The sequence below is a fragment of the Tessaracoccus sp. O5.2 genome (genome assembly GCF_964266725.1).
In the GTDB taxonomy this organism is placed as follows: Bacteria; Actinomycetota; Actinomycetes; order Propionibacteriales; family Propionibacteriaceae; genus Arachnia; species Arachnia lapidicapta.
This window is the reverse complement of the sequence record NZ_CAXWGV010000007.1, coordinates 14,399-38,408: the sequence shown is the minus strand read 5'-3', so window position 1 is coordinate 38,408 and position 24,010 is coordinate 14,399. Positions and strand designations below refer to the sequence as shown.

The following is a 24,010-nucleotide window of genomic DNA, read 5'->3' as shown; positions in this document are numbered from 1 at the left end:
CGGGACCGGACATGTCGGATCAGACGTTCACCCAGTACCTGCTCGACGTGCAGGACGCGGCCCGCGGCCCGCAGCGTCCGCCCGGCCACGACTACGCGCACATCCTCAGCGCCGTCGCCGTGTCGATGAAGCTCACCGCCTCGCTCGTGAGCCGCGGGCCGCTGGCGCTCAGCGGCGCCTCCCGGTCCGCGGGCGAGCCAGGGACACTTCAACGCGGCCTGCGCCGCCTGGCCACCCGGACCCTGCTCGAGCGGGTCGCCGGCATCGGCCGCCTGGCGGCGGTGTCGATCGCCGGAGACCCCAGCATCCACCAGATCTCGGCCGGCCTGGACGCGCGATACTTGTTGCTCGCCGAGGCCCTCCACGGGTCGGGCGGGCTCTACGAGAACCAGACGGTCGGGCTCGCGTTCTCGATCCTGGAGCGGCTCGGCGGCGGCCCGTGCGGCGAGGCCGACTTCATGCAGCCGGAGACGCGGCAGGTGTGCGCAGGGATCGGCCTGTACGGGCCGAGCACGATGCTGGTCCTCACGACGGGGCACGGCGTCGACGGCTTCACCCTCGACCGCGACGTCGGCAACTTCGTCCTCACCCATCCCCAGATGACCATTCCCACGAGCTCCGGGAGCTTCGCGATCAACCCGTCGGAGGCAAGGCACTGGCCGCCGCCGACCAAGCGCTACGTCGACGAATGCCTCCGGGGCTCCGACGGCCCGCGCGGGCGCGACTTCACGATGCGCTGGAACGCCTCGGCGGTCATCGGTGCCTTCCGGGTCCTCGTCAACGGCGGACTGTTCATGGCGCCCGACACGGGGCGGCGCGTGGGCCTGTGGGGGATGCCGCTCATGCACAACGCGGCGCCGCTGGCGTTCCTCGCGGAGCAGGCGGGCGGCGCGGCCACGACGGGCGGCGAACGCATCCTCGACCTCGTGCCCCTCTCGCTGACCCAGCGCATCCCGATCTTCTTCGGCGCCGTCGAGGAGGTGCGCCGGATCGAGCGCTACGTCGACGAGCATGCCCGGGGGCTCGACGAGGGCCAGTCCTACCCGCTGTTCCACCACCGCACGCTGTTCATCGAACCCTGAGGAGTCCGCCATGTCCGACACGCATCCGGTCGTCGCGATCACCGGCTCCTCCGGGGCCGGGACGACGACGGTCACCGACACGTTCGCGCAGATTTTCGCGCGGGAGTCCATCACCTCCGCCATCGTCCACGGTGACTCCTTCCACCGCTACGACCGTGACGAGATGAAGCGGGTCTACGAGGAGGCCGGAGAGAACGCGCCCAGCCACTTCGGCCCCGAAGCCAACCTGTTCGGCGAACTCGAGGACCTGTTCGCCGAGTACGGACGCAGCGGCACCGGGAAGGTCCGTCAGTACGTCCACGACGACGAGGAGGCCCAGCTCTACGGCCGCCCCCCGGGCACGTTCACCCCGTGGCTCGACCTGCCCGCCGGGACCGACCTGCTCTACTACGAGGGGCTGCACGGCGCCGTGCGCACCGACGCCGTCGACGTCGCCAGGCACGTCGACCTGCGCATCGGGGTGGTGCCCATCATCAACCTCGAGTGGATCCAGAAGCTGCACCGCGATCGAAGCACGCGTGGCTACTCCACCGAGGCCGTCACCGACACCATCCTGCGTCGCATGCCCGACTACGTGCACTACATCTGCCCGCAGTTCTCCAACACGCACATCAACTTCCAGCGCGTCCCCGTCGTCGACACCTCCAACCCGTTCATCGCCGGCTGGATCCCGACGCTCGACGAGTCGATGGTGGTGATCAGGTTCGCCGATCCGCGCGGCATCGACTTCCCCTACCTGCTGTCGATGATCGACGGCTCGTTCATGTCGCGGGCCAACAGCATCGTCGTGCCGGGCGGGAAGATGCACCTGGCGATGCAGCTGATCTTCACGCCTCTGATCTGGCGGCTGGTCGAGTCCAGCCGGAAGGCCAGGGCACGCGAGGGTGCGCGCACCTGACCGCGGTCAGGAGAAGTCGGTGCTGCGGCTGAGGTCCTCCCAGCGGTCGACCTCGTCGAGACGGGCACGCATCACGGCGCGGTAGGTGTCGAGCGCGTCGCTGCCCAGGAGCAGGAACGCGGGCGGCTCGTCGGCCTCGACGGCGCGCAGGATCGCCGCCGCCGCCTTCACCGGGTCGCCCGGCGCCGGCTTCTTGACCACGTTCTCGATGCGCCGCGTGCCCGCGGTACCCGCGTAGTCATCGATCACCGTCGCCGACTGCGTCAGCGACCGGCCGGCGAAGTCGGTGGCGAACACCCCGGGCTCGACGACGGTGACGGAGATCCCGAGCGGCGCGAGTTCCCCGCGGAGTGAGCCTGACATGCCCTCCACGGCGGCCTTCGCGGCGGCGTAGTAGCCGGACCCGACGGGCGTCATGGTGGCGCCGATCGATGACAGGTTGACGATCGCCCCCGAGCGGCGCGACCGCATCCCGGGCAGCACGGCCTTGATGAGCGCGACGGACCCGTAGAAGTGCGTGTCGAACAGGCGGCGCACGTCGTCGTCGGCCCCCTCCTCGACGGCGGCGCGGTACCCGTAGCCCGCGTTGTTGACCAGGACGTCGACCCCGCCGAACGCCGCCTCGGCCTCCGCGACCGCGGCGGCGATCTGGGCCGGATCGGTCACATCGAGGGCCAGGGTGAGGACGCGGTCGCCAGCGAGATCGTCGAGTGTGGCGCGGTCGCGGGCGGTCGCGACGACCTGGTGTCCCGCGTCGCGGACCGCCTCGGCCAGCGCGCGGCCCAGGCCGCTCGAACATCCGGTGATCAGCCATGTGGCCATGGCGGTCCTCCCTGTGGGTCGTTGCGGTCACTCTATTCCCGAGCCGCCGTGGGCGCCGGGGCGAGCACAGGAGACCGGCGTGGGCGGGTCATCAGCAGCGAGATGAGCACCGGCGCCCGCGGCGAAGGCGAAGGCCAGCGACACGGCCGTGTAGCCGAGGAACGAGATCGACGCCACGGCCGTGGCGCTGAGCAGTGTGCGCGCCCTGGAGGGGAACGGGTGCTCGGCGGACCGCAGCGTCCGGTGCACCAGAAAACTGAAGGTCAGGGTCTGCAGAAGCATCTCCGGCATGCCGACGGCGTGGAACCAGAGCGGGAGTTGCGTGTAGATCATGCCCTCGAGCGAGCCGGGCGCCGCCGCGGGCGTACCGAGGCTGCCCATCCCGACGAACAGAAGCCACAACCACAGCCAGCCCAGGTCGGTCGCGGCCAGGAATCGCCGCAACGGCAGCAGCACCGTCCCGAAGAGGACCCCTCGGAGCAACTGGAGCCCGATAGACCACACAGGGTCGGTGGCCGCATAGGGCAGGTAGTAGTCACGGATCACCGGCTCGGCGAAGATGGCCTCGGAGTCGAACACGAACGACGCCATCACAGACTTCCGTGCGGAACCCCTTGCATCCTAATACCATTAGTTTTACCTTAGGGTATTAGGAGGGGTGATGGATCCTTCGGGGCGCCGGAATCGACGGCACGGGGAGACCCGCGGCCAGATCGTCGAGCACGCCGTCGCGATCATGGCCGAGCAGGGCGTGGCGGGGCTGTCGCTGGGCGAGGTGGCCCGACGGCTCGGGGTGCGCACGCCGTCGCTCTACACCTACTTCGAGTCCAAGAACGCCCTCTACGACGAGTTGTTCCGACGCGGGTGGTGGGCCTGCCTCGACGAGATGCGGGCGCGCCGCGACGCCCTGGGGCCGATCGACGGGCACACGGACGCCGTGGCGCGGGTCCTGGCGATCACCGACTCCTTCGTGGGCTGGGCGCTGGCGAACCCCGAGCTCAGCCAGCTCATGCTGACCCGGCCGGTGCCGCAGTGGCAGCCGACGCCCGAGGCGTTCGCACCGTCGCTGGCGGCAGCCGAGCTCTCCCGGGACGAACTCGCCGCGCTCCGTGACCACGGCCGGCTGCGGCCGACCACCGATGTCGACCAACTCGTGCAGAACCTCGCCACCGCCACCACCGGGGCGGTCGTGCGGCACCTGGCCAACGAGCCGGGTGTCGCCCATGCCGACGGCGTTGCCGTCGGACACCTCCCGGCTCTCGTCCGGGCCCTCGTGCTCGCGCACCTCCCCGAAAGGACCTGACATGCGCGCCATCGACATCCCCCTCCCCGGCCCCGGCGACGGGCTGCGCGTCGCGCGCGCGCAGCACCTGCGCCTCATCGACGAGCTGAGCGGCCTCAGCCCGGAACAGTGGGGCACCACCACGGAGTGCCCGGCCTGGACGGTCCGCGACATGGTGGGCCACGTCGCGTCCGGCGCCCGCTTCCAGGGCAACCCGCTGCTGTTTCTCGTCGACGCGCAGATCGGGCGGTTCCGCTACCGCAGGACGCGAGCGGGTGCTACCGCTCGTTGAAGGGCTATCCCGGCCTCATCGCGACCGAGAAGGGTTATGCCCTGGACCTGCAGGCGTGCTCGGGCGCCGTGACCACGGACGTCCTGAAGAAGCAGCTCACTGGAAACCTGGCGGACGCCAGCTACGTGACCATCACCATCGGCGGCAACGACGTCGGCTTCGCCTCGACCATGACGACGTGCATGGGGAGCAACGAGTCGGCCTGTCTGTCGGCTGTCAGCGCGGCGGTCGCGGACACGACTGACACGCTGCCGGACAAGCTGGACAGCGTGTTCCGGGCAGTGAAGGCCGCGGCGCCCGAGGCCACAATCGTTGCGACGAACTACCCCCACCTCCTGAGTCCCATCAAGCCCGACTGCAGCTGGCTCACCGTTTTCACCAAGAACGAGGTGACGGCCATCAACAGTGGGGCTGACACTCTCTCCGCCACCATCAGCGAGGCCGCGGAGCGCGCGGGCATCGGCTTCGCCGACGTGCGCCAACCCTTCACCGGGCACGCTGTCTGCGACTCGCCGTCCTGGATCAACAACGCATCGCTGGCCACGTATCAGTCGTTCCACCCGAACGCGACCGGATACGCCTCGGGCTACAAGCCCACCGTCGCCGGAGTGCTCGGCGGCACCGCGACCGGCACCGCCGCGACCGTCACCACCGGCGGGACCACCTCCAGCGACACCACGCGCGGCATGGTGAAGCTGCCGAAGAACTGAGGTCGGTGACCCGGCGTCGGAGGACGGCGCCTGGTCAGCGTGTCACGACGGTCGCGGACGACGACCGCACGACGAGGGTGCTCGGGACCACCACCGATGCGGGGGGCAGATCGGGCTCGGCGAGGCGCCGGAGAATCGCCTCGCCGCATGCGACGCCGGCGTCGTAGGCATGGCTGTCGACCGTGGTGAGGTCGAGGAACCGGCTGCGTGCCAGGTGCGAGTTGTCGTAGCCGATCAGCGCGACGTCGCGAGGCACCTCGCGCCCCGCCTCCCTCAGGGCCGCGCGGGCGCCGAGCGCCATGGTGTCGTTGGCGGCGAAGACGGCCGTCACGTCCGGATGGCGGCGGAGCAGTTCCACCGCCCCGGCGTACCCGCCGTTCTCGTTCGTCTCGTTGGACCCGCCGGCGAACCGGGCCGCCTCGCCTTGGCCCTCCATCGCCTCGAGGTACGCCTGCAGACGGACCGCGGCCGCGCCGCCGGCGCCGGTCACGTGTCCGATCCGGCGATGTCCTGCCGAACGCAGGTGCTCCATGAGTTGATCGACGCCGTGGCGCTGGTCGCTCTCGACGGTGTCGGCGTCGTCGATGCGGTGCAATCGCGTGCCCTCGAGGACCGTCGGGACGCCGAGGGTGGGAAGGTCGCGCCCCGGTTCGGCCGCGACCACCAGGGCGTCGACCTGGCTGTCGAGGAAGCCGTCGATGGCGTTGACGAAGGTGTCGCCCTCCCGGTAGTGCTCCCGGATGGCGACGTGGAATCCCTGTGGCCCCACCGCGGAGCGGAGGCCGCGCAGCAGCTCGACGAACGAGGGGTTCTGGAAATCGTCGATGACGAGGCCGACGGTGCGCGTCCGGTCCGCCGCGAGCGCTGAGGCGGCCTGGCTGCGACGGTATCCGAGCTTGGCGATGGCGTCCTGGACGGCCTGCCGCTTGGCCTCAGCCACGAGGGTGGAGTCGTTGAGCACGAGCGACACGAGTGACTTGGAGACGCCGGCCTCACGGGCGACGTCGTAGATGGTGGGCCTGACGGGCCGTCGGCGGGGTGACACTGACGCACCTCCTTCCACGATGACCGAGGGTAACGCAGCTATTGACAGGACAAGTGTCCTCGGCCTACCGTGGAGTCACTTGGACCGCTCCAAGTATACATCGAGGAGGATGAATGACCATCGGCATCGCCGTCATCGGAGCCGGCATGGCGGGGAAGTCGCACGCCGCCGCCTACCGCGTCGCGCCGACCCTGTATCGGCCCACGCTGCCCGACCTGCGCTACGTCTCCATCTGCGACGTGAACGCCGAGATCGGCGAGGCCACCGCCCGCCGCTACGGCTACGAGCGCAGCGACACCGACTGGCGGGCCATCGCCGCCGACCCCGACATCCACGTCGTCAGCGTCGTCATCGCCAACAGCCTGCACCTCGAGGTGGTCCGCGGCCTGCTGGAGGCGGGCAAGCACGTCCTGTGTGAGAAGCCGCTCGCCGACACACTCGAGTCCGCCCGCGAGATGGCGCGGCTGGCCCGCGAGGCGTCGTCGATCGCCCGGATCGGTCTCACGTACGTCCGGCAGCCCGGGATCGCCGCCATCCGCAACTGGATCCAGGACGGGACCCTGGGCACGGTGCTGCACCTCTCGGCGCGCTACTGGTGCGACTACGCGTGCAACCCGAAAGGCCAGATGAGCTGGCGCTACAAGGGCCCCATGGGGTCGGGCGCGCTCGCCGACGTCGGCAGCCACCTCACCTATCTGGCGGAGTTCCTGTGCGGCGACATGACCGCCGTCTCGGGCGGGGCGTTCACGACCGCCATCACGGAGCGCCCGCTGCCGCTGGGCGCCGTCGTCGGGCACGGCCAGGTCGAGGTCTCGACCGAGACCGAGCCGGTGGAGAACGACGACTACGCCACGTTCACGGCGAAGTTCGGCACCACGACGGCGAGCCTGGAGGCCTCCCGCGTGGCCGCCGGATACCCCAACGGCCTGAACTTCGAGGTCTTCTGCGTCAACGGCGCGGCGAGCTTCCACCAGGACACGCCGTCGCAGGTGCGGCTCTACCTGCACGACGACCAGCCGGGCACCAACGGCTACCGGACCGTGAACCTGGGCTCGGATCACCCCTACGTCGCCGGCGGCATGGCCATCGACGTCTCGGGCGTGGGCTTCGGCCAGAACGAGGGCTTCGCCTTTCAGGCGCGGGCCTTCCTCGAAGAGGTGGCCGGGATCCCCGAATCGGAGTCCCTGCCCCGCAACGCCTCGTTCGACGACGGCGTCCACAACATGGAAATCCTCGCCGCCGTCGCTGAGTCGGCCGCGAACAACGGAAAGACGGTGACCCTGTGAAACTCGGTGTCTACAACGCGGTCCTGCACGATCGCCCGCTGGAGGATGCTCTCGCGGTGATCGGAGGTCTCGGCCTGACCGGCATCGAGATCAACTCGGGCGGCTTCCTGCCCCCCGTCCACATCCCGGAGATCGAGGAGATTGCCGCCAGCCCCGCGGCCGCGAAGGCATACCTGGCGCGCTTCGAGGGCACCGGCGTCGAGATCGCCGGCCTCAACTGCAACGGCAACCCGCTGCATCCGAACGCGGAGATCGCCGAGAAGCACGCCGAGGACATCCGCCGCTCCATCCGTGCGGCCGCCGCGCTCGGCCAGACCCGCGTCGTCACCATGTCCGGCCTGCCCGGCGGCGAACCGGGAACGAAGTACCCCAACTGGATCGTCAACGCCTGGAACTCCGCCGCGCTCGACGTCCTCGACTACCAGTGGGAGATCGCCGCGCCGTTCTGGAGCGAGATGGACCGGTTCGCCAAGGACCACGGCGTGAAGGTTGCCCTTGAGCTGCACCCCCAGAACCTCGTGTTCAACGCCCGCGACGTCAAGAAGCTCATCGAGCTCACCGGAGCTACCCACATCGGCGTCGAGATGGACGCGTCGCACCTGTTCTGGCAGCAGGCCGATCCGATCGCCGTCGTTCGGGAACTGGGGCCGCTGATCTTCCATGCCGCGGCCAAGGACGTGCGGATCAACCCGAACGCGCGGCTCAACGGGGTCCTCGACAACGGGTTCCGCCGACTCTCGCCCGACGAGGCGCGCGTCAACCTCGGCGGCGACGAGTGGGCCAACGAGTGGCCGACGGACTCCTCCTGGGACTTCGTCGCGCTGGGTAAGGGCCACGACACCGAGTACTGGACGGAGTTCATCCGGGCCCTCCACGAGGTGGACCCGGACATGTGTCTGAACATCGAGCACGAGGACACTGAGCTGGGTCGCATAGAGGGGCTGGAGGTCGCCGCGGAGGTATTGAAGGACGCCTTGGCGGCGTTCGAGGCCGAGTGACGGGCCGAGCGCCGGTGATCGTTCCGGCCGCTCCCTGACGAGGTCGCTGCGCGGAGCGCCGGTGGGTCGTTCTCACCGCTCCCTGAGGAGATCGCCGCGCGGAGCGCCGGTGATCGTCTCGAAGGGTTGTGTCGCGACATTGGGCAGAGACTGTTGGACGGTGCGGGGTACGACCCTTCGAGACGGCCGACGGTCGCTTCGCGACGCTGGCCTCCTCAGGGATCGGTGGGGGCCGCCCGCGGCGACGGGGCCTGTCTGTTCTCGCTCCCTGAGGAGATCGCCGCGCGGAGCGCCGGTGGGTCGTTCTCACCGCTCCCTGAGGAGATCGCCGCGCGGAGCGCCGGTGATCGTCTCGAAGGGTTGTGTCGCGACATTGGGCAGAGACTGTTGGACGGTGCGGGTTACGACCCTTCGAGACGGTCGACGGTCGCTTCGCGACTCCGTCCTCGTCAGGGATCGGTGGGGCCGCCCGTGGTCGCTTCGCGACTCCGTCCTCGTCAGGGATCGGTGGGGCCGCCCGCGGCGGCGGGGCCTGTCTGTTTTCGCTCCCTGAGGAGATCGCCGCGCGGAGCGCCGGTGATCGTCTCGAAGGGTTGTGTCGCGACATTGGGCAGAGACTGCTGGACGGTGCGGGTTACGACCCTTCGAGACGGCCGACGGTCGCTTCGCGACTCCGGCCTCCTCAGGGATCGGTGGGGGCCGCTTCGTTCGCGACGCCGCGGGCAGACCCGCGCAGCCCTGCGGGTCGACGGGCCCTGACCGTTGGCGAAGCGTCGAGAGGAGATGTCGTAGCTTGTGTGAAGCGTTCCGCCTGGCGGGGCGGGGGTCAGGCGCGACGCTCCGCCGGGGTGGCCAGGCCGCGACGCTCGCGCAGCCGCCTGGCTGCGGCGCTGAAGGCGGTGTCGGCGAGCATGCCGACCACGAGGATGACGATCATGTAGGCCATCAGCCCGGCGGCGTCGCCGAACTCCTGCGCGAACGACAGCCGGTTACCCAGCGCGATCGCGCCCGGGATGACCACCAGCAGCTCGCCCGCCATGAGCGAGCGCCACGCGAAGGCCCAGCCCTGGCTGAGTCCCGCGACGTACGACGGCAGGGCCGCCGGGATGATGATGTGGCGGTAGAGGGTCCAGCCGCGGGCACCCAGCACATCGCCGAGCCTGTGGTAGGCGGGTGGCACCTGGTCGACGCCGGTGAGCACGCCGTTGGCGACGCTGGGCGCGGCGCCCAGCACGACGACGAACATGATGGCCTGCTCGCCGAGGCCCATCAGGAGGATGGCGAGCGGGAACCACACCACCGAGGGCATGGTCTGCAGGCCGGTCACGAGCGACCCGATCGCCGAGCGGAGCAGCCGCGACCTCGCCGTCGCCAACCCGATGGCCGTGCCGATCGCCACCGCGAGCGCGAACCCCACGACGGCGCGGGTGAGCGTCCGGCCCAGCGCCACCCAGAACGACGGTTCTGAGGCCAGCCGGGCGAGCTCGCCGAGCACGACGGTTGGCCCCGGGAGGAGGTAGTCAGGCTTCCAGCCCGACCACGACACGACCTGCCACAGCGCGAGGAACATGCCGGTGGCGAGCAGGATCGGCACCGCGCGCCGCCAGCGGGCCGGGCGGGCGGGGGCGTCGTCGGCGAGCGACTCCTCGGCGGGATCCAGCGGCTCGGCGACGTCAGATCTCGAAGTAGTCGGCCTCGTCATGGCGGGCCACCTCCTCGCGTAGGCGTTGAGTGAGGTCGGCGGCCAGCGCCACGCAGGGGGCCGACTCCATAGCGCGCGGCCGGGGCACCTGGATGCGCTGCTCGTGGATGATCCGCCCCGGACGGGCGCCCATGAGGATCGTGCGGTCGGCCAGCCGGACCGCCTCCCGCACGTTGTGGGTGACGAACACGACGCTGAACCCCGCGTCGAGCCACACCTCCTCGATGAGGTCGTGCATCTGGTCGCGGGTCATGGCGTCGAGGGCGCCGAGCGGCTCGTCCATGAGGACGACGGCGGCGTCCTGCGCGAGGACCCGGGCCAGCGCGACGCGCTGCCGCATGCCGCCGCTCATCTCGTGGGGGCGTTTGTCGACGTGCCGGCCGAGGCGCACCCGGCCGAGCAGTTGGCGGGCCAGGGCACCGCGGTCCGCCGTGGGCACGCCGCGCAGCTGGAGCGCGAGTTCGACGTTGCCCGCGGCGGTCAGCCACGGCAGGAGCGTGCTCTCCTGGAACATCAGCGCCACCTTGCCGCCGGCGTCGATGCTCCCGGTCGTCGGGGTCTCGAGGCCGGCGGCGAGCGTCAACATGGTCGACTTCCCGCAGCCGGACCCGCCGACGACGGCGACGAACTCGCCGGGGGCGACGTCGAGGTCGAGGTCGCCGAGCGCCGTGACCTGGGAGTCGCCGCGCCCGAACGACTTGGAGACGCCGCGCAGGCGCAGCCCGCCGCGGGCGGCGGTCGGTGCGGCGGCGCTCACGCAGCCACCGCCGGGAGGCCGCGTGCGGCGAGGGCCTCGTTGAGGAGGGCGAGGTCCCACAGCCGGGCGAAGTCGTCGTGAGGTTTGTCGGGGAGCAGGCCGACGGCGTCCGCGTGGGCGGCGGCGTCGCGGAGGGCGTCGGCCAGGGGGTCGGGTCCGAAGTCCAGGGTCTCCCAGGCGGAGGCGAGGGTCGCGGGGTCCAGGTCCTGGCCGGTGAGGGCCGTGATCTGGGCGGCGACCGTGTCGCGGGCGGCGGCCGGGTCGTCGTCGATGAGAGCCAGGGCGTCGAGGTGGGCCTCGAGGACGGCTTGGACGCGCTCGGGGTGCTCGGCGAGGACGTCGGGGTGCGCGACGACGGTGGTTGTGACGAAGCGGCCGCCCGGCCAGAGGTCGCGCTCGTCGACGAGGAGCCGTCCGCCGGCCTCGACGAGGCGGCTCGCGAACGGCTCGGGCAGCCAGGCGCCGTCGATCTGGCCAGTGCGGAACGCCTGGACGGCGGCGGAGTTGGGTTGGGGGAGGACGTGGACGTCGCCCCCGCCATCCTCGGTGGCGGTGAGGCCCTGCGCGGTGAGCCAGTGCCTCAGCGCGATGTCCTGGGTATTGCCCAGCTGGGGGGTGGCGAGGCGGGCGCCGCGGAGGTCGGCGGGGTCCTCGATGCCGGGGCGGACGACCAGCGACGCACCGCCGGAGGTGGAGCCGGCGATGACCCGGACGGCGTCGCCGCCCGACTGGAGATACGCGGTGACGGCGGGGTTGGGGCCGATGTAGGCGATGTCGACCGATCCCGCCAGCACCGCCTGGAGTGCCTCTGGCCCGGCGCGGAAGGACTGCGTGGTCGCGGTGGCACCGACCTCCGCGAGCCGGTCATCGAACAGGCCCTCGCTGTCGGCGATGAGGGCCGGCGCGTGGGTCACGGTGGGGAAGTAGCCGATGCTGACGCCGTCGTCGGCGCCCGCCGCGGTGGTGCACCCGGCGAGCAGTGCGCAGGCCAGCATGGCGACGGCGAGCGTCGTCGCGCGTGCGGGCCGGGGGCTGCGGCGGTCGTGCATGGGGTCTCCTGCCGGGCGGGTTGTGCCGAAGCTAGGTGGGCCCCGACACCACCGTCAACGCCCGCCGGCGCGGTGAGACTTCCCCTGAGCGTGCTGCGACGGTGTCTTTCGCTGAGCGCTGAACGCGGGAATATCTTCGGCGATCCCCGTTGAGCCTGACACGCGGTCTGCGGGGCTCGGTTGAGCCTGCGGCGGGGGTGGGGGAGTGGGGTTGAGCCTGCGCCGGGTGTCGACGACCCATTCGGGACATTTGATCGTTAAAGACTCTGGCGACACCAGAATCGGGCTCAACCGAGAGTTCGGCAGGGGCTCCCAGCGGCGGGCGACCAACCCACGGCGTCGACGCGGCGCACGGGCGGGCGGCCGCTGAATCAGCGCAGGGAGGCGCGCACCTCGGCGCCGCGCAGCGGCTTCCCGAACGGCTCCTCAGGTGCGGGCGACACCACCACCCTATACCCCACGGGGTACTGGTCGCGGGTGGGTGTGGAAGTCTCGACGGTCGGCGCCGGCCAGTCCGCGCAGCACCTGGTCGCCCGCGCGCGCGATCGCCATCGGATCTCCGACGACGATGAGCCGGTCCGTCGCCCGCGACAGCCCCACGTACATGCGCTCCCGGAACCGCTCCCGTGTCCCGTCCTCGTTCACGCACAAGACGACGGCGCGCCGCTCCAACCCCTTGAAGCCGAGCACGTGGCCGTAGAACACGAGGTCGTCGTCCCAGAACGACTCCCAGTATCCGTCCTGACCGTCAACCTCCTGCCGGCTGCGTTGCTCCGGATGCCGCCTGCCGGTGGTGAGCAGCGCCACATGCCCGGGCGCCCAGCCCTCGTCGAGCAGAGCCTCGACCTGGTCGTCGGCCACGTCGTCGGCGTCGTCGGGAGCGGCGGGGACGAAGGCGACGTCAGGCCCGTTGCCGCCCTCCAGACGCATCCGCAGTGGCGCCAGCGGCCGGAACACCTCGGCGATCTGCCGGGTGTTGCGCAGGTTGTGGTCCAGCACCAAGGGGACCAGCGGCACCGGGGGACGCCCGAAGCGCTGGAAGATCCGCTGGTTCTCATCGGAGTAGAGAAACAACCCGCCGTCCTGCTCATCCTTCAGCGCGGACACCAGAGGCCGCCACCACGACTCGGCGAAGTCCTGCGCCTCGTCGACGACGAACGAGTCGAACCGCTGGCCCGGCGGCAGTTCTGCGGCGCGGTCAGCCATGATCCGCGGCAACTCGTGCTCCCAGAAGTCCGGCTCGTCGCGCGATCCCGACGCGATCCCCCACAGGTTCGCCAGCCCCTCGAAGGTCCCGACGAACGCCGGGCGGTGCTTACGCGGCCACCCCGCTACCTCACGCCGGAAGTAGCTCGCCAGCCCGATCGAATAACACAGCAGCGCCACCCGCTCAGGCGCGCGCCCACCCTGCCCGCGGCTCAGCTGCTTGGCCTGCGTCAACGCCAGCACGGTCTTGCCGCTCCCGGCCCCACCGCGCACCTCGATGCGGCGCAGCAGCCGCGTCACGTCGAGGACCAGCGCCTGCTCCTGCGTCAGCCGGTCGGCGCGGGCGTGGCGCTCGTCGGCCTCGTCCTCTACTGTCGGCGCCGCGTCGACCCCGCGTCCGGTAAGGATCTCGATGATGAGCTGGCAGTCGTCGAGCGACGGTGCCAGGCGGTTGGTCTCGAACCGCAGCGGAACCTCGGCCAGCCGAGCCGCCAGCACCGGCATGTCCTCGCGGCCGTGCACCATCCAGCGGGGGCAGTCGGGGAGGTCGAAGTCGTCGCCGAGGGTGAGGAACGGGGTCACGACGGTGTGCGCGAACCGCACCCGGCCGCGGGAGCTGTCCGCCCATCGTCGATCCGACTCGACGTAGTCGCGGATCGCGTACCGGGCGTCGCGAGCCTGGGCCACCGGGTCCACCGTCTCGCGCCGTCCTTCGCGATCCATGAACCACCGACCGTCGCGACACCCGATGCCGGCGCCCTTCACCTCGACGACGACCACCCCGGCACCCGGCATCACCACCACCAGGTCGGCCTCGTAGTCCTTGGCCTCGTCCGTGAGCCGGTGGTTCGCGATGAGGGTGTCCTCGGGGCGGAGAGCGTCGCGCAGCCTGGTCCACACGAACTCCTCCGACGACGTGGTGAAGCGTGGTTCGTCAGGGATCAGCGTCGGCGCCATGGGGCCACGGTAACGGGCGCGGGCGTCACAGCAGCGGGTGGCGGGTCACCGTCGCGTAGGCCCAGCCGACGTTGAAGGACGGGTCAGCTGCGAAGTCTGCGTCCACCGAGCCGCTCAGCGCGTCGTAGTCCACCACGAGCGAGGACTCCAGCAGGATCGCCGACCCGCCGCGCACCCAGAACCCCGTCGTGGCCAGGCCCGGCGCCGCGCTCACGAAGCTCCCGTCGCTCGCGCCCAGGAACCCGCCCTCGGCCGACGCCGTCGCGATGGGCCGGGTGTCGGCCACCACCTGCGGCGCTGGGTCGCTCCACAGCTGCCACAGCGTGAGCCGCGCCTCGACCTCGACGGCGGCCCGCGGCCGCGGGAAGAACCACGCCGCGACGCCGGCGCCGTCCGCAGCCACGTCCAGGTGGCCATTGACCGTCATCCGGGACTGGACGTCGACCAGGACGTCGTGGTCGGTCGGGTTCTGCCACACCGTGTAGAAGGAGACCTTCTCCGTGGCATGCGCGCGGATGGCGTCGGCCTCCTCGCGAACCCGGTACCGCGCCCAGGTGACGCCCGGGCGACGACGCTCCTCGACGAGGTTGTCGGAGCTGGCCCAGGACCGGATGAAGTCCGCTTCGAGCAGCAGGTCGGTGTCGGGACCCAGCAGGTCCGGGTGGTCGAGCAGGTCCTGCCGCCAGGAGTCGACCATGCCGGCCAGTCGCTGGGCCCGTTCTGACGCCGCGTCGACAGTCAGGCGCCGCACCTCCTCGGAGAACCGCTCCATCTCTGCGGCGTGCTGGCGGCGCAACTCGCCCAACCGCAGCGCGTCGTGGCCCAGCTTCCAGGCCGTCGACGCGGCCATGCGCTCCAGCTCGTCGTGGACCTCCGCCACACGACGTTCGTCCAGTTGTGCCCGTCCCTCGGCGGCGAGGGCCTCGACGGCGGCGACCATGGCCTCGAGGTGTGACGTATCCCGTCCCTCCATCCACCCATTGTCGCCCCGGAGGTGACGGCCCGGAGGTGTAACCTCGGATCACGCAGGAGGCCCGCTGCAGCGCCCCGTTTCGGCGCGTCGGCGCCCTGTCGGCCCCGGCGCCCACGTCCCATGAGGAGGGCACGATGAGGCAGAGTTCGTGGCTGCGCCGGGCGATGGCGACCGTCGTCGTCCTGCTGCTGGCGGTTCTGGTGGCGGGGTGTTCCGGCTCGGGTCAGTCGACAGACATGCCGGGCGTGGAGCCCGCACCGGCACAGGACGGCGGCGGCAAGGCGTTCCCGGGGGAGGGCACCGAGGGCGGCGACGGCGACGAGGGCCGCCTGGTCATCCGCACCAAGACGCTGCGGCTGGAGGTCGAGAGCACGGCCGACGCCGTGACCGAGATCCGCGACCTCACCCGCACCCACGACGGCACCGTCACCGACATGCAGGTGGCCACCGACACCGACGAATGGCTCTACCGCTACGACGAACGCGGCAACCTCACCGGCGACGGCACCGCCCTGCGGGGCTGGGTCACCGTGCGCATCCCCACCGACGAGTACGAGGACTTCGTCGCCGAGGTCGGGGAGCTGGGGACCATCAAGTTCCAGTCGGAGGCCACCGACGACGTGACGCAGGAGCACGTCGACCTGTCCGCCAGGCTGGCCAACATGCGCGCCCAGGAGGAGCGCCTGCGGGAGTTCTTCGACGCGGCCAAGAACGTCACGGAGATGCTGGCCATCGAGAAGGAACTGGGCCGCGTGCGCGGGGAGATCGAGTCGCTCGACGCGCAGGTCACGCTGCTGGAGCGCCAAGCGGCGATGGCGACCGTCGCCGTCGAGCTCGTCGAGCCGAGGGCCGTGGTCAGGCCGGAGGGGGAGTCGTGGGGGTTCGTGCAGGCCCTGACCGACGGCGTTCGTGGCGCCGCGCAACTGGTGTCGGTGGCGCTGACGGTGCTCATCGCCTCCTCGCCGCTGTGGTTGGCGGCGCTCATCCTGTTCTTCCCGATCCGGGCGCTGGTGCGCCGGCGCCGTGCCGCCGACACGACGACCACCGCACCTACCCCGCCGACCCCTCCAGATAGCGAATGACCGCCAGCAGGCGATTGTCCTCGAGCTATCCGCGGAGCCGTGCCCGGGATGGCGCACGCGATGGACATGCTGCCGGCGCCGTCGATGCGGGCGTTCCGGGACTCGTGGCTGCGGGCGCTGCGGGCCGGGCTGGCCGACTGAACGCGTGCGATCAGCGGGACTGCTCCGACTTCAGCCGCGCCTCCTCCTCCAGGACCTTGCGATGCGTTTCCCGCTCGCGAACGAGCCACTCCGGCGGGTCGGCGATGAGCTCCCCGATCTGGTCGGCCGTCAGCGCCTCCGTGATGCCGCCGCGCACCAACCCGGAGCGGGAGATGCCCAGCTTCTGCGCCATGACCTCCTTGGGGAACGGCCCGTTGCGGCGCAGGTCCGTGAGCCACGCCGGGGGGTCCGCGCGCAGCGCGTCCAGCTCCGCCCGCGTGATCGGCGTCGTCTGGAACTCCTCAGGTGCCGCCGGCAGGTAGATGCCCAGCTTGGCGGCGGCCGTGACCGGCTTCATCGTTTGGCTCATGCCCTGAGCGTAGCCCGGTGGGGTAGCCTGCGCGCGTGACCACCTCCCCCTCCGGCGACCGTCTCCGCGTCGGCGCCGTGCCCGGCGTGACGCTGACCAAGTGGCGGCGGATCTGGGAGGAGCGGTTCCCCCGGGTGACCCTGGACGTCCTCGAGGTGGACGAGGCGGACCAGCGCCGCGTCCTCGCAGAGGATGCCGTGGACATGTGCTTCGTCCGGCTGCCCCTCGACCAGGAGGGTCTGCACGCCATCCCGCTGTACGACGAGGTGATGGTGGCCTGGGCGTCGAAGGAGCATCCGGTCTCGGTCCTCGACAAGGTCACCCTCGCCGACTTGGCGGGGGAGACGGTGGTCGACGCGGTGACGGCGGAGTCGGTGGACGTCGCGGCACACTCCGGCGCGATGGTGCTGCTCGTGCCGATGTCGATCGCCCGGTCGCACAGTCGCCGCGACATGGCCTACCGCCCGGTGACCGACGCGCCGCCGTCGACGGTGGCGCTCGCGTGGCGGACCGACAGCGACAACGAGTGGGTGGACGAGTTCATCGGTGTGGTCCGGGGGCGGACGGTGAACAGCTCGCGCACGGCGCGGGAGCGCGGTGATGAGCCCGCGGCCGCGAAACCGGCCCCGGCGCGGAAGGCGGCGGCGAAGGGGTCGCGCCCGGCGCCGAGGCGGCGCCCGCGCCGCCGCTGATCCGGAGGGTCCTGCACTTTTCTTCCTGTGGAGCTTCTTGCGTGCATATGCACAGATAAGGCTCCACAGGAAGAAAAGTGCAGGACCTCGGGTCTCAGGCGGGCGCGACGATGTTCGCGATGAAGAAGTAGAGCCAGAACGCGACGGTGAGCCCGCTCGCGACGAGTCCCACCCACATCGGCCAGTGCCGATCGTGGCGCCGCAGGGCGTAGATGGCGAGGGCGAGTCCACGAAGCGGGCAGTGGCGACCTGGCCGGTGGCCCAACAGCCGCTGGGGATCGCGTTCGACCCCGTCGAGCAGTTGGTGTGGGTGACCAACTACAACGACGCATCCGTGACGGTGCTGACGCCCGGTGGCAAGCATGTGACCCGCCTGCGCGTGGGTCAGGGACCGGAGGCGATCGCCGTCGACGGTTCGGCGGGGCGCGCTTACGTCGTCAATTCGCTCGACAACTCGCTCAGCATCGTGGACACGGGCACCGTCACCCTTCTGCGGACCCAGGCTCTGGGCTATCCGACGTCGGGCGTTGCGGTCGATTCGGCGCAGAAACGAGTGTGCCTCGTGCGTCCTCCGGCGCTCAACATGGTCTTCTGCCACGACGAGGAATTCACCCGCACGGGCATGTATGAGCCAGTGGGGGACGTCCTGGCGATCGACAGCGTGCGCCATGACCGCTACGGCGTGGACCGGAGCCTCAGGACGCTCACGGCAGCCGACGCACTGACCGGCGATGAGACGACGGTGCACCTGGAGCACACGCCCACGGGCATCGCGGTGGATGAGGTCACCCGGATGGTCTACGTCGCGCTTCCCGACGACACCTCCATCTGGATGGCCTCCCCGCTGTCCTGACCCCGCTCAGCCCTGTCCGAGCGACGGCGGGCCGAGCGTGGCGGTGATCAGCCGGCCCCTGTCGCGGGCCGACATGCCCACGAACATCCCCCACATCGCTCTGGCAAGCCCGGGGGCTGTCGAGTCCCGCGACATGAAGTCGCGCTGCGCCGACGCCGGCAGCCGGCCGAACGCGTCGAAGAGGCCCAACGTCCCCGCGACGTCGAGCCGCAGCAGCGCCCGCAACCCCATCTCCCGGAACACGTCCGCGGGACCCCGCGCGTCCACCGCCCGCGGTGCCCGCCCGGCCGCGAGCTCGGCGGCGAGCGACCCCGCCCGGGCCATGGAATGCGCCACCGAATACCCGGTCACGAGGTTCCCGCCGCGCCCGGCGGTCCCGGCCGCGAGCACACCGGCCGGCGCCGGGCGTCCGCGCCCGCGCATCGGGATCCGCACCACTTCCCGCTCGAGCGGATGGTCGACGGCGGCCTCGGCCATGCCGCGGGCGAGGAGCCGCCGTCGCAGTCGGGCCTTCAGTTCGGCGATCGGCAGGCCGGGTGCGGCCGCCAGGCAGGTCTCCTCGAGCAGGACGGTGCCGTCGCCGAGCGGGATGGCGTAGAGGAAGGTCGGTGTCGCGCCGGCCCCGTCGCCCGCCGCCCAGTCCGTCCGCCAGTCCATCAGCAGCCCGGTCGCGCCCTGGAGCGCGGGGGCCGCGTCGTCGGCCGGGACGACGATGCCGAACGCGGTCTGCGCCGGCGCCGGGTCGCCGGGGACGATGCCGTCGGGCCGCGCGCCCCGCGCGTCGACGACGACCCGTGCCTCCGCGCGCAGCGCCGCGACGCCGTCGTCATCGAGCCTCTCTCGCCGTACGGCCACGCCGTCGAGGGGGAGTGCGGCCTGGAGGGTGGGGTTGTCGAGGACGAGGTAGTCGCGGGGGAGGGGGTAGACGCCGTGGGAGCGCAGTTCGGGGCGCGCGACCCGTGACCGGACCACCGACGGCGGGAGGTCGCCCAGTTCGTCGGCCCAGATGCCGTACGTGGGCGACCACACCGCGTCGGGCCGCGGGTCCACGGCCAGCACGCGCAGGCCCTGCGCCGCGGCGCGCGACGCCAGCGCCCGCCCGGCGGGGCCTAGCCCGACCACCGCGACGTCGAAGCGGGACGAAGCACTCACGCCGCCCATCGTCCCATGGGGTTGAGCAGATGGCACGGCTCAACGAGCGGGGCACGCTCGGCTCACGCGCGACGCCATCCGCGAGTGGTGCCATCTGCTCAACCCCCACCGGCCCGACCGGCCCGCGGCACGGCGGGGAACCACCCCGCCTCACGTCACAGCTTGAAGCGCACCATGTTGTTGAACACCCAGGTGTCGGCGCGGTAGTACCGCCACGTGCCGTCGGGGTTGCGCACCGCGTGCACCACACCCAGCGACAGGATGTAGCTGCGGCAGCCGCCGTATCCGGTGGTGGCGGTGTCGCACTCCGTCTTCCATTGCCGGCCGCCGGAGTAGAACACCTTGCCGTCGGAGTCATTGGCGAGCGGGTTGCTGCCCCACTGCGCGCGCGTCATGTACGGCAGGTAGGTGAGGTTGTTGAAGACCCACGTGTTGGTCTTCACGTACCGCCCGCCGGTGTACGTGACGGCGGTGGCCCAGATGTCGGTGCGGCAGCGGATGGTCTGCGAGTACGGCTCGCAGGTCGTGCGCCACTCGCGTCCGTTGACCTGGTGGTAGCCGGGCGTGCTGTAGACGTCGACCGGCGTCTTCCACGGCATCGCGGGCACCGACGCCGGGGCCGCGAACACGCTGGCCTTCAGCGCGGCGAACGTCTGCCGTCGCTGCTCCGTCTTCACCGTGAGCGAGGTCGACGCCGCGGCCGCCTGGCTGGTGTTGGCGTAGCTGAACCCGGACCAGCCGAGCCCGAGCGACGTGACCGCCTGCGCTTGCCGCACCGAGTTGGGGATGGTGTTGAGGTACAAGGCGGCGCCGGAGATCATGTGCCGGCCGGTCTCGTTGCGCACCCGCACCAGGAACTGGTTCCAGGACGTGAACATGGCGGCCTGGGCGGCGTCGTGCTGGCGCTTGTAGTTCATCAGCACGACGGCGTCGATGAGCTTGGCCCTGGTCCACCCGTACCAGTCCTGCAGCACCGCGGCGTAGGGGGCGCTGGCCTGCCAGCTGAGGGTCGCGGACGGCCCGTCGCCGTAGGAGATGGCGTTGACCGACAGCACGACGGAGGTGTCCGCCGCCGCGACGGTCTGGCTGATCCGGCGCACGACGTTGGTGACTTGGTCGCGACGCCACTGCGAGAACTGCTGGTCCGACGGCAGCGGCGTGTCGGTGCGGCCGGTCGCGGCGCGGAACCGCTGCAGCGAGGTGGCGGAGTAGCCCCAGTCGTTGCCCGCGATGGTGCCGGTGCGGTCGGGGTAACGGATGTAGTCGAGGTTGATGCCGTCGACGTCGTAGTTGCGCACGATCGAGTTGGCGCCCGCGACGATGTAGTCGACGGCGGCGGGGTTGGCGAGGTCGACGTAGGAGTTGCTTCCGGAGAGTTCGCCGCCGTCGTAGCGCTTGTCGAGCCAGCGGTTCGCCCCGGTCGCCGACGGGCCGTGGGTGTTGTAGAGGTGCGAGGGGTCGGCCGGTGGGGTGGTGCTGTTCCACAGGGTGCCGACGTTGAACCAGGCGTGCACGCGCAGCCCCGCGGCGTGCGCCTGCCGGATCACCTCTGCGAGGGGATCGAACGGGGCGGGCGTCGCGATGGTCGAGCTGCGCGGATAGGTGGACTTGGTGCAGAAGCAGTCGAAGCGCCGCACCGACTGCACCAGGAGGGTGTTGACGTTGGCCGCCTTCGCGTCGGCCACCACCTGGGCGATCTGTTGCGGCGACGACAAGCCCGGGTTGAACGCGTCGACCCAGAGCGAGCGCCACTGCGACACGGGCGCAGCCGCGGCCGGGTTCGGTTGGAAGGCGACGACGGCGAGCAGCGCCGCGATCGCCAGGGTGATGAACTTCCTCATGGTGTCCTCCCACCGGTATCCGATGGTCAGGGGAGGAGCGCTGCGGCGGGCGCGGGTGGGCGGGCGTCGGGGCTGCTCGAAGCCACCGGGCTAGCAATTTTACGCCTGAGCGCTCCGTACTGGAAGGGGCTCGACGGTTTGACGCCGGGGCCTGTGGGGTATCGACGGACTATGTCCCCTGACCAGAAGTTCGCCGACGGCTCGGAGCCCGAGTCCGTCGAGCAGACCCGCGACAAGGCCGCGACCGCGCCCCACCCGGAGGATCCCCGCAAGCCCGACTCGCCGTCGGATCTCGCGAAGCCCTCGTGGCGGTACTCGCTGCGTCGGGCGCTGTCGGAGTTCTCCAAGGACCACGTCACTGACCTGGCGGCCAGCCTCACGTACTTCGCCGTCCTGTCGCTGTTCCCGATGCTGCTGGCGCTCGTGTCGCTGCTGGGCGTGTTCGGGCGCGGCGAGCAGACGGTCGAGGGCATCAACCGCTGGATCGAGACCTATGCGCCGGCCGAGCTCGCCGAACTCCTCGGCGACACCATCACCGGCCTCGCGGGGCAGACCGGGGCGGGCCTGGCGCTCATCACGGGCCTGGCGGGCGCGCTGTGGGCCGCGTCGGGGTATGTCGGGGCGTTCTCGCGCGCGATGAACCGCATCTACGAGGTGGAGGAGGGGCGGCCGATCTGGAAGCACAAGCCCCAGATGCTCGCCCTGACGTTCGTGCTCGTCCTCCTCATGGCGGTCATCGTGTTCGCGCTCCTGCTGTCCGGCGACCTGGCCGACACCGTCGGCGCGTTCATCGGCCTGGCCGACACCACCGTCCTGCTGTGGAACATCGCCAAGTGGCCGGTGGTCGTCGCGCTGGCTGTGCTCGCCGTCGCGCTCCTGTACTACTTCACGCCCAACGTGCGGCAGCCGAGGTTCCGCTGGATCAGCGTCGGCGCGGTGGTGGCGCTCGTGGTGTCGGCGCTGGCGGTCGCGGCGTTCTCGGTGTACGTGGCGAACTTCGCGTCCTACAACGCCACCTACGGGATCATCGGCTCGGTCATCGTCATGCTGCTGGGCCTGTGGATCATCAACAACGTCCTGTTGTTCGGCGCGGAGATCGACGCCGAGATCGAGCGCGGCCGGCAGCTGCAGGGCGGCATCGAGGCCGAGGAGACGATCAAGCTCCCGCCCCGCGACACCCGCGCGTCCGAGAAGCTCGCCGACAAGCACGCAGCGTTGGTGGATCGCGGCCGCGAACTGCGCCTCGAGCAAGGCCGGGATCGCTCGCGCGAGGCGTGAGGGCTCAGCTCGCCGGGCTTTCGCCGAGGGCCTCGAGGGCGAGGCGGCTGAGGTCGTCGACGGTGTAGCCGGGCCAGCCGTGCAGGGATGCGCGCCACTCCGCCGGTACGTGGGAGGCGCCCCACACCGCCCCGGCGAGGGATCCCGCGATGGCCGCGACCGTGTCCGTGTCCGCCCCGCCGCGGACGGCGCGCTCGAGGGCGTCGCGGAGACCGGCCGCGCCGACGACGGCGGCCAGCGCCGCCTGGAACGCCCGGACCACCCAGCCGTTCTGGGCGTGGAAGTCGCGGGGATGTGCTCCGGGTGCCGTCGCGTCGTCGATGAGGCCGGCCCAGCTGTGGCGACGCTGCTCCGGCACGAAGGGGAGCCCGACACGCGGGTCGAGCTCCCCGGTCAGGACCGCGTGCCGGATGGCCAGCGACCACAGCACGACGGCGTCGACGTTGTCGTCCTCCCAGTGGGTCAGCTGCGCGATGCGGGCGGCGGCGTCGACCAGATCTCGCTCCGCGCCCTGCGCCAGGTAGGCCAGCGCGACGGGGCCGGTGCGCATGAGCGAGCCGTTGCCGCCGCTCCGCCCGGTGGCGTCGTGCACGGCGCGGGCCCGGCCCCGCATGAAGTCCTCCGTGATGGCGGCCGGGCCGGTCGCCTCGGTGCCCGCCAGGACGGCGCGGGTCTGGGCGCCCACGTCGCGGGCGTCGCGGGACCACTCCCACCACCGGCGGACGATGTGGGCGAGGACCTGGGGGTCGCGGAGGGAGTCGCCGCGGGCGATGGCCTCGAGAATCGGCATCGCCATGGACGTGTCGTCGGTCCACTCGCCGGGGGCGTGGCCGAAGGTGCCGACGCCGAAGGCCGGTGTGACCTCGTCGGACAGGGACGGACCGAACTCGTACGGCGCGCCGAGGGCGTCGCCGGCGGCCGAGGCGACCACGACCCCCGCAGCCCGATCCGCGACCCGGTCGTCAGCGCCGAGCGGCACGGATCCGGGCGTGGCGGCGTCCGAGGCGGGGAGCCGCTCCAGGAACGACGCCGGCAGCGCGACGTTCCCCGGCGCCCCGGCGAACAGCGGCGCGACGTCGTCGGGCGTGTACCCCGCGATCCCGCACCCGATCTCCGTGACGAGGAACACCTCGTCGCGGTGCGCGGCGGCGTACGCCAGGAAGTCCGCGACCTCGCGCGCCAGCACGTCGAGGCCGCTCATGGAGTCGACGGCGTAGCTGCGGCCCTGCGGACCGTGTCCCTGTCCCCAGACCGCGCCGAACCGGTCCATCGCGAACCGCGCGGCACCCCCGCCGTGTGCGCCCGCGGCGTTGGAGCCGAACACGAACACCTCGTCGGGCGCGAGCGACGAGATCCGCGCGGAGGCGACGAGCCGGCCGGCGTCGTCCGGGAAGGTGTTGGGCGTCACTGCGGTCCTCCAGGTATGGGTGGGCTCAGGGGAGGGCTCCATTCTCGCCCCGTCGGCCGTGCCGGGATGGGGTTTGAGCAGATGGCACGACTCGTGGCCAGGCCGACGCTCAGCCCACGCGGGCCGACCACGTT

Annotated in this window: 23 protein-coding genes; 11 read left to right on the top strand and 12 right to left on the bottom strand. The window is 71.3% G+C overall.

The genetic code is table 11. From position 1 onward, the window contains the following. Positions 1 to 11: 11 nt before the first annotated feature. Both ACFQPD_RS04465 and ACFQPD_RS04460 read left to right on the top strand, forming a co-directional pair. On the top strand, positions 12 to 1,082 hold the full coding sequence (locus ACFQPD_RS04465) for a class 1 fructose-1,6-bisphosphatase (RefSeq protein ID WP_385898861.1): 1,071 nt from the start codon (positions 12 to 14) through the stop codon (positions 1,080 to 1,082). A 10-nt stretch (positions 1,083 to 1,092) separates the two neighbouring features. Continuing rightward, the gene (locus ACFQPD_RS04460) at positions 1,093 to 1,980 is read left to right on the top strand and encodes a phosphoribulokinase (RefSeq protein WP_385898858.1); all 888 of its coding nucleotides are present in this window, start codon (positions 1,093 to 1,095) and stop codon (positions 1,978 to 1,980) included. A gap of 6 nt (positions 1,981 to 1,986) precedes the next feature. Here ACFQPD_RS04460 and ACFQPD_RS04455 read toward each other — a convergent pair whose 3' ends face one another. Then, entirely contained in the window at positions 1,987 to 2,802 is an 816-nt protein-coding gene (locus ACFQPD_RS04455) for an oxidoreductase (protein ID WP_385898856.1), read from the bottom strand. Positions 2,803 to 2,829: 27 nt separating this feature from the next. After that, entirely contained in the window at positions 2,830 to 3,393 is a 564-nt protein-coding gene (locus tag ACFQPD_RS04450) for a hypothetical protein (RefSeq protein WP_385898853.1), read from the bottom strand. Between the two features lie 70 nt (positions 3,394 to 3,463). On the opposite strand from ACFQPD_RS04450, the gene ACFQPD_RS04445 reads away from it, so the two are divergent. The 3 genes from ACFQPD_RS04445 to ACFQPD_RS04435 are packed head-to-tail and all read left to right on the top strand — an operon-like array spanning position 3,464 to position 5,086. Beyond that, entirely contained in the window at positions 3,464 to 4,105 is a 642-nt protein-coding gene (locus tag ACFQPD_RS04445; RefSeq protein ID WP_385898850.1) for a TetR/AcrR family transcriptional regulator, read from the top strand. Between the two features lies 1 nt (position 4,106). Continuing rightward, complete coding sequence (locus tag ACFQPD_RS04440; protein WP_385898847.1) at positions 4,107 to 4,376, top strand: maleylpyruvate isomerase N-terminal domain-containing protein; 270 nt, start codon at positions 4,107 to 4,109, stop codon at positions 4,374 to 4,376. Beyond that, on the top strand, positions 4,373 to 5,086 hold the full coding sequence (locus ACFQPD_RS04435; RefSeq protein ID WP_385898845.1) for an SGNH/GDSL hydrolase family protein: 714 nt from the start codon (positions 4,373 to 4,375) through the stop codon (positions 5,084 to 5,086). The genes ACFQPD_RS04440 and ACFQPD_RS04435 overlap by 4 nt, the downstream gene beginning before the upstream one ends. Before the next feature lie 34 nt (positions 5,087 to 5,120). Here the strand turns inward: ACFQPD_RS04435 and ACFQPD_RS04430 are convergent, their stop codons facing one another. Beyond that, positions 5,121 to 6,131, bottom strand: coding sequence for a LacI family DNA-binding transcriptional regulator (locus tag ACFQPD_RS04430; protein WP_385898842.1), 1,011 nt, complete (start codon positions 6,129 to 6,131; stop codon positions 5,121 to 5,123). Positions 6,132 to 6,244: 113 nt separating this feature from the next. Here ACFQPD_RS04430 and ACFQPD_RS04425 point away from each other — a divergent pair, with 113 nt between their 5' ends. Both ACFQPD_RS04425 and ACFQPD_RS04420 read left to right on the top strand, forming a co-directional pair. Beyond that, positions 6,245 to 7,417, top strand: a complete 1,173-nt coding sequence (locus tag ACFQPD_RS04425) for a Gfo/Idh/MocA family protein (protein WP_385898839.1) — start codon at positions 6,245 to 6,247, stop codon at positions 7,415 to 7,417. Beyond that, on the top strand, positions 7,414 to 8,415 hold the full coding sequence (locus ACFQPD_RS04420; protein ID WP_385898837.1) for a sugar phosphate isomerase/epimerase family protein: 1,002 nt from the start codon (positions 7,414 to 7,416) through the stop codon (positions 8,413 to 8,415). The genes ACFQPD_RS04425 and ACFQPD_RS04420 overlap by 4 nt, the downstream gene beginning before the upstream one ends. An 826-nt stretch (positions 8,416 to 9,241) precedes the next feature. On the opposite strand, the gene ACFQPD_RS04415 is transcribed toward ACFQPD_RS04420, so the two are convergent. The 5 genes from ACFQPD_RS04415 to ACFQPD_RS04395 form a co-directional block, all read right to left on the bottom strand. Next, positions 9,242 to 10,117 carry an ABC transporter permease gene (locus ACFQPD_RS04415; RefSeq protein WP_385898834.1) on the bottom strand — a complete coding sequence of 292 codons (876 nt, stop codon included), beginning with the start codon at positions 10,115 to 10,117 and terminating at the stop codon, positions 9,242 to 9,244. Beyond that, positions 10,089 to 10,874: an ABC transporter ATP-binding protein gene (locus tag ACFQPD_RS04410; protein WP_385898832.1), complete on the bottom strand. Its 786-nt coding sequence runs from the start codon at positions 10,872 to 10,874 to the stop codon at positions 10,089 to 10,091. Before ACFQPD_RS04410 ends, ACFQPD_RS04415 begins: the two co-directional genes overlap by 29 nt. Further along, entirely contained in the window at positions 10,871 to 11,923 is a 1,053-nt protein-coding gene (locus ACFQPD_RS04405; protein WP_385898829.1) for an ABC transporter substrate-binding protein, read from the bottom strand. Before ACFQPD_RS04405 ends, ACFQPD_RS04410 begins: the two co-directional genes overlap by 4 nt. 450 nt (positions 11,924 to 12,373) lie before the next feature. Beyond that, positions 12,374 to 14,086 carry an NERD domain-containing protein gene (locus ACFQPD_RS04400; protein WP_385898826.1) on the bottom strand — a complete coding sequence of 571 codons (1,713 nt, stop codon included), beginning with the start codon at positions 14,084 to 14,086 and terminating at the stop codon, positions 12,374 to 12,376. 25 nt (positions 14,087 to 14,111) lie between these two features. After that, the gene (locus ACFQPD_RS04395; protein WP_385898824.1) at positions 14,112 to 15,059 is read right to left on the bottom strand and encodes a hypothetical protein; all 948 of its coding nucleotides are present in this window, start codon (positions 15,057 to 15,059) and stop codon (positions 14,112 to 14,114) included. A 134-nt stretch (positions 15,060 to 15,193) separates the two neighbouring features. Here ACFQPD_RS04395 and ACFQPD_RS04390 point away from each other — a divergent pair, with 134 nt between their 5' ends. Next, positions 15,194 to 16,141 (top strand): DUF4349 domain-containing protein, encoded by a 948-nt coding sequence (locus ACFQPD_RS04390; protein ID WP_385898821.1) that lies wholly within the window; start codon positions 15,194 to 15,196, stop codon positions 16,139 to 16,141. 151 nt (positions 16,142 to 16,292) lie between these two features. Here the strand turns inward: ACFQPD_RS04390 and ACFQPD_RS04385 are convergent, their stop codons facing one another. Further along, positions 16,293 to 16,652: a DUF5997 family protein gene (locus ACFQPD_RS04385; RefSeq protein ID WP_068749583.1), complete on the bottom strand. Its 360-nt coding sequence runs from the start codon at positions 16,650 to 16,652 to the stop codon at positions 16,293 to 16,295. A 35-nt stretch (positions 16,653 to 16,687) separates the two neighbouring features. Here ACFQPD_RS04385 and ACFQPD_RS04380 point away from each other — a divergent pair, with 35 nt between their 5' ends. Both ACFQPD_RS04380 and ACFQPD_RS04375 read left to right on the top strand, forming a co-directional pair. Continuing rightward, positions 16,688 to 17,344 carry a LysR family transcriptional regulator substrate-binding protein gene (locus ACFQPD_RS04380; protein WP_385898818.1) on the top strand — a complete coding sequence of 219 codons (657 nt, stop codon included), beginning with the start codon at positions 16,688 to 16,690 and terminating at the stop codon, positions 17,342 to 17,344. Positions 17,345 to 17,585: 241 nt separating this feature from the next. Further along, positions 17,586 to 18,197, top strand: a complete 612-nt coding sequence (locus ACFQPD_RS04375; protein WP_385898816.1) for a YncE family protein — start codon at positions 17,586 to 17,588, stop codon at positions 18,195 to 18,197. Positions 18,198 to 18,203: 6 nt separating this feature from the next. Here ACFQPD_RS04375 and ACFQPD_RS04370 read toward each other — a convergent pair whose 3' ends face one another. Beyond that, on the bottom strand, positions 18,204 to 19,349 hold the full coding sequence (locus tag ACFQPD_RS04370) for a lycopene cyclase family protein (protein ID WP_385898814.1): 1,146 nt from the start codon (positions 19,347 to 19,349) through the stop codon (positions 18,204 to 18,206). A gap of 155 nt (positions 19,350 to 19,504) precedes the next feature. Continuing rightward, positions 19,505 to 21,190, bottom strand: a complete 1,686-nt coding sequence (locus ACFQPD_RS04365) for a glycoside hydrolase family 10 protein (RefSeq protein WP_385898811.1) — start codon at positions 21,188 to 21,190, stop codon at positions 19,505 to 19,507. Positions 21,191 to 21,361: 171 nt separating this feature from the next. On the opposite strand from ACFQPD_RS04365, the gene ACFQPD_RS04360 reads away from it, so the two are divergent. Then, positions 21,362 to 22,468 (top strand): YihY/virulence factor BrkB family protein, encoded by a 1,107-nt coding sequence (locus tag ACFQPD_RS04360; RefSeq protein WP_385898809.1) that lies wholly within the window; start codon positions 21,362 to 21,364, stop codon positions 22,466 to 22,468. A gap of 4 nt (positions 22,469 to 22,472) precedes the next feature. Here the strand turns inward: ACFQPD_RS04360 and ACFQPD_RS04355 are convergent, their stop codons facing one another. Further along, entirely contained in the window at positions 22,473 to 23,876 is a 1,404-nt protein-coding gene (locus tag ACFQPD_RS04355; protein WP_385898807.1) for an ADP-ribosylglycohydrolase family protein, read from the bottom strand. Between the last annotated feature and the right edge of the window lie 134 nt (positions 23,877 to 24,010).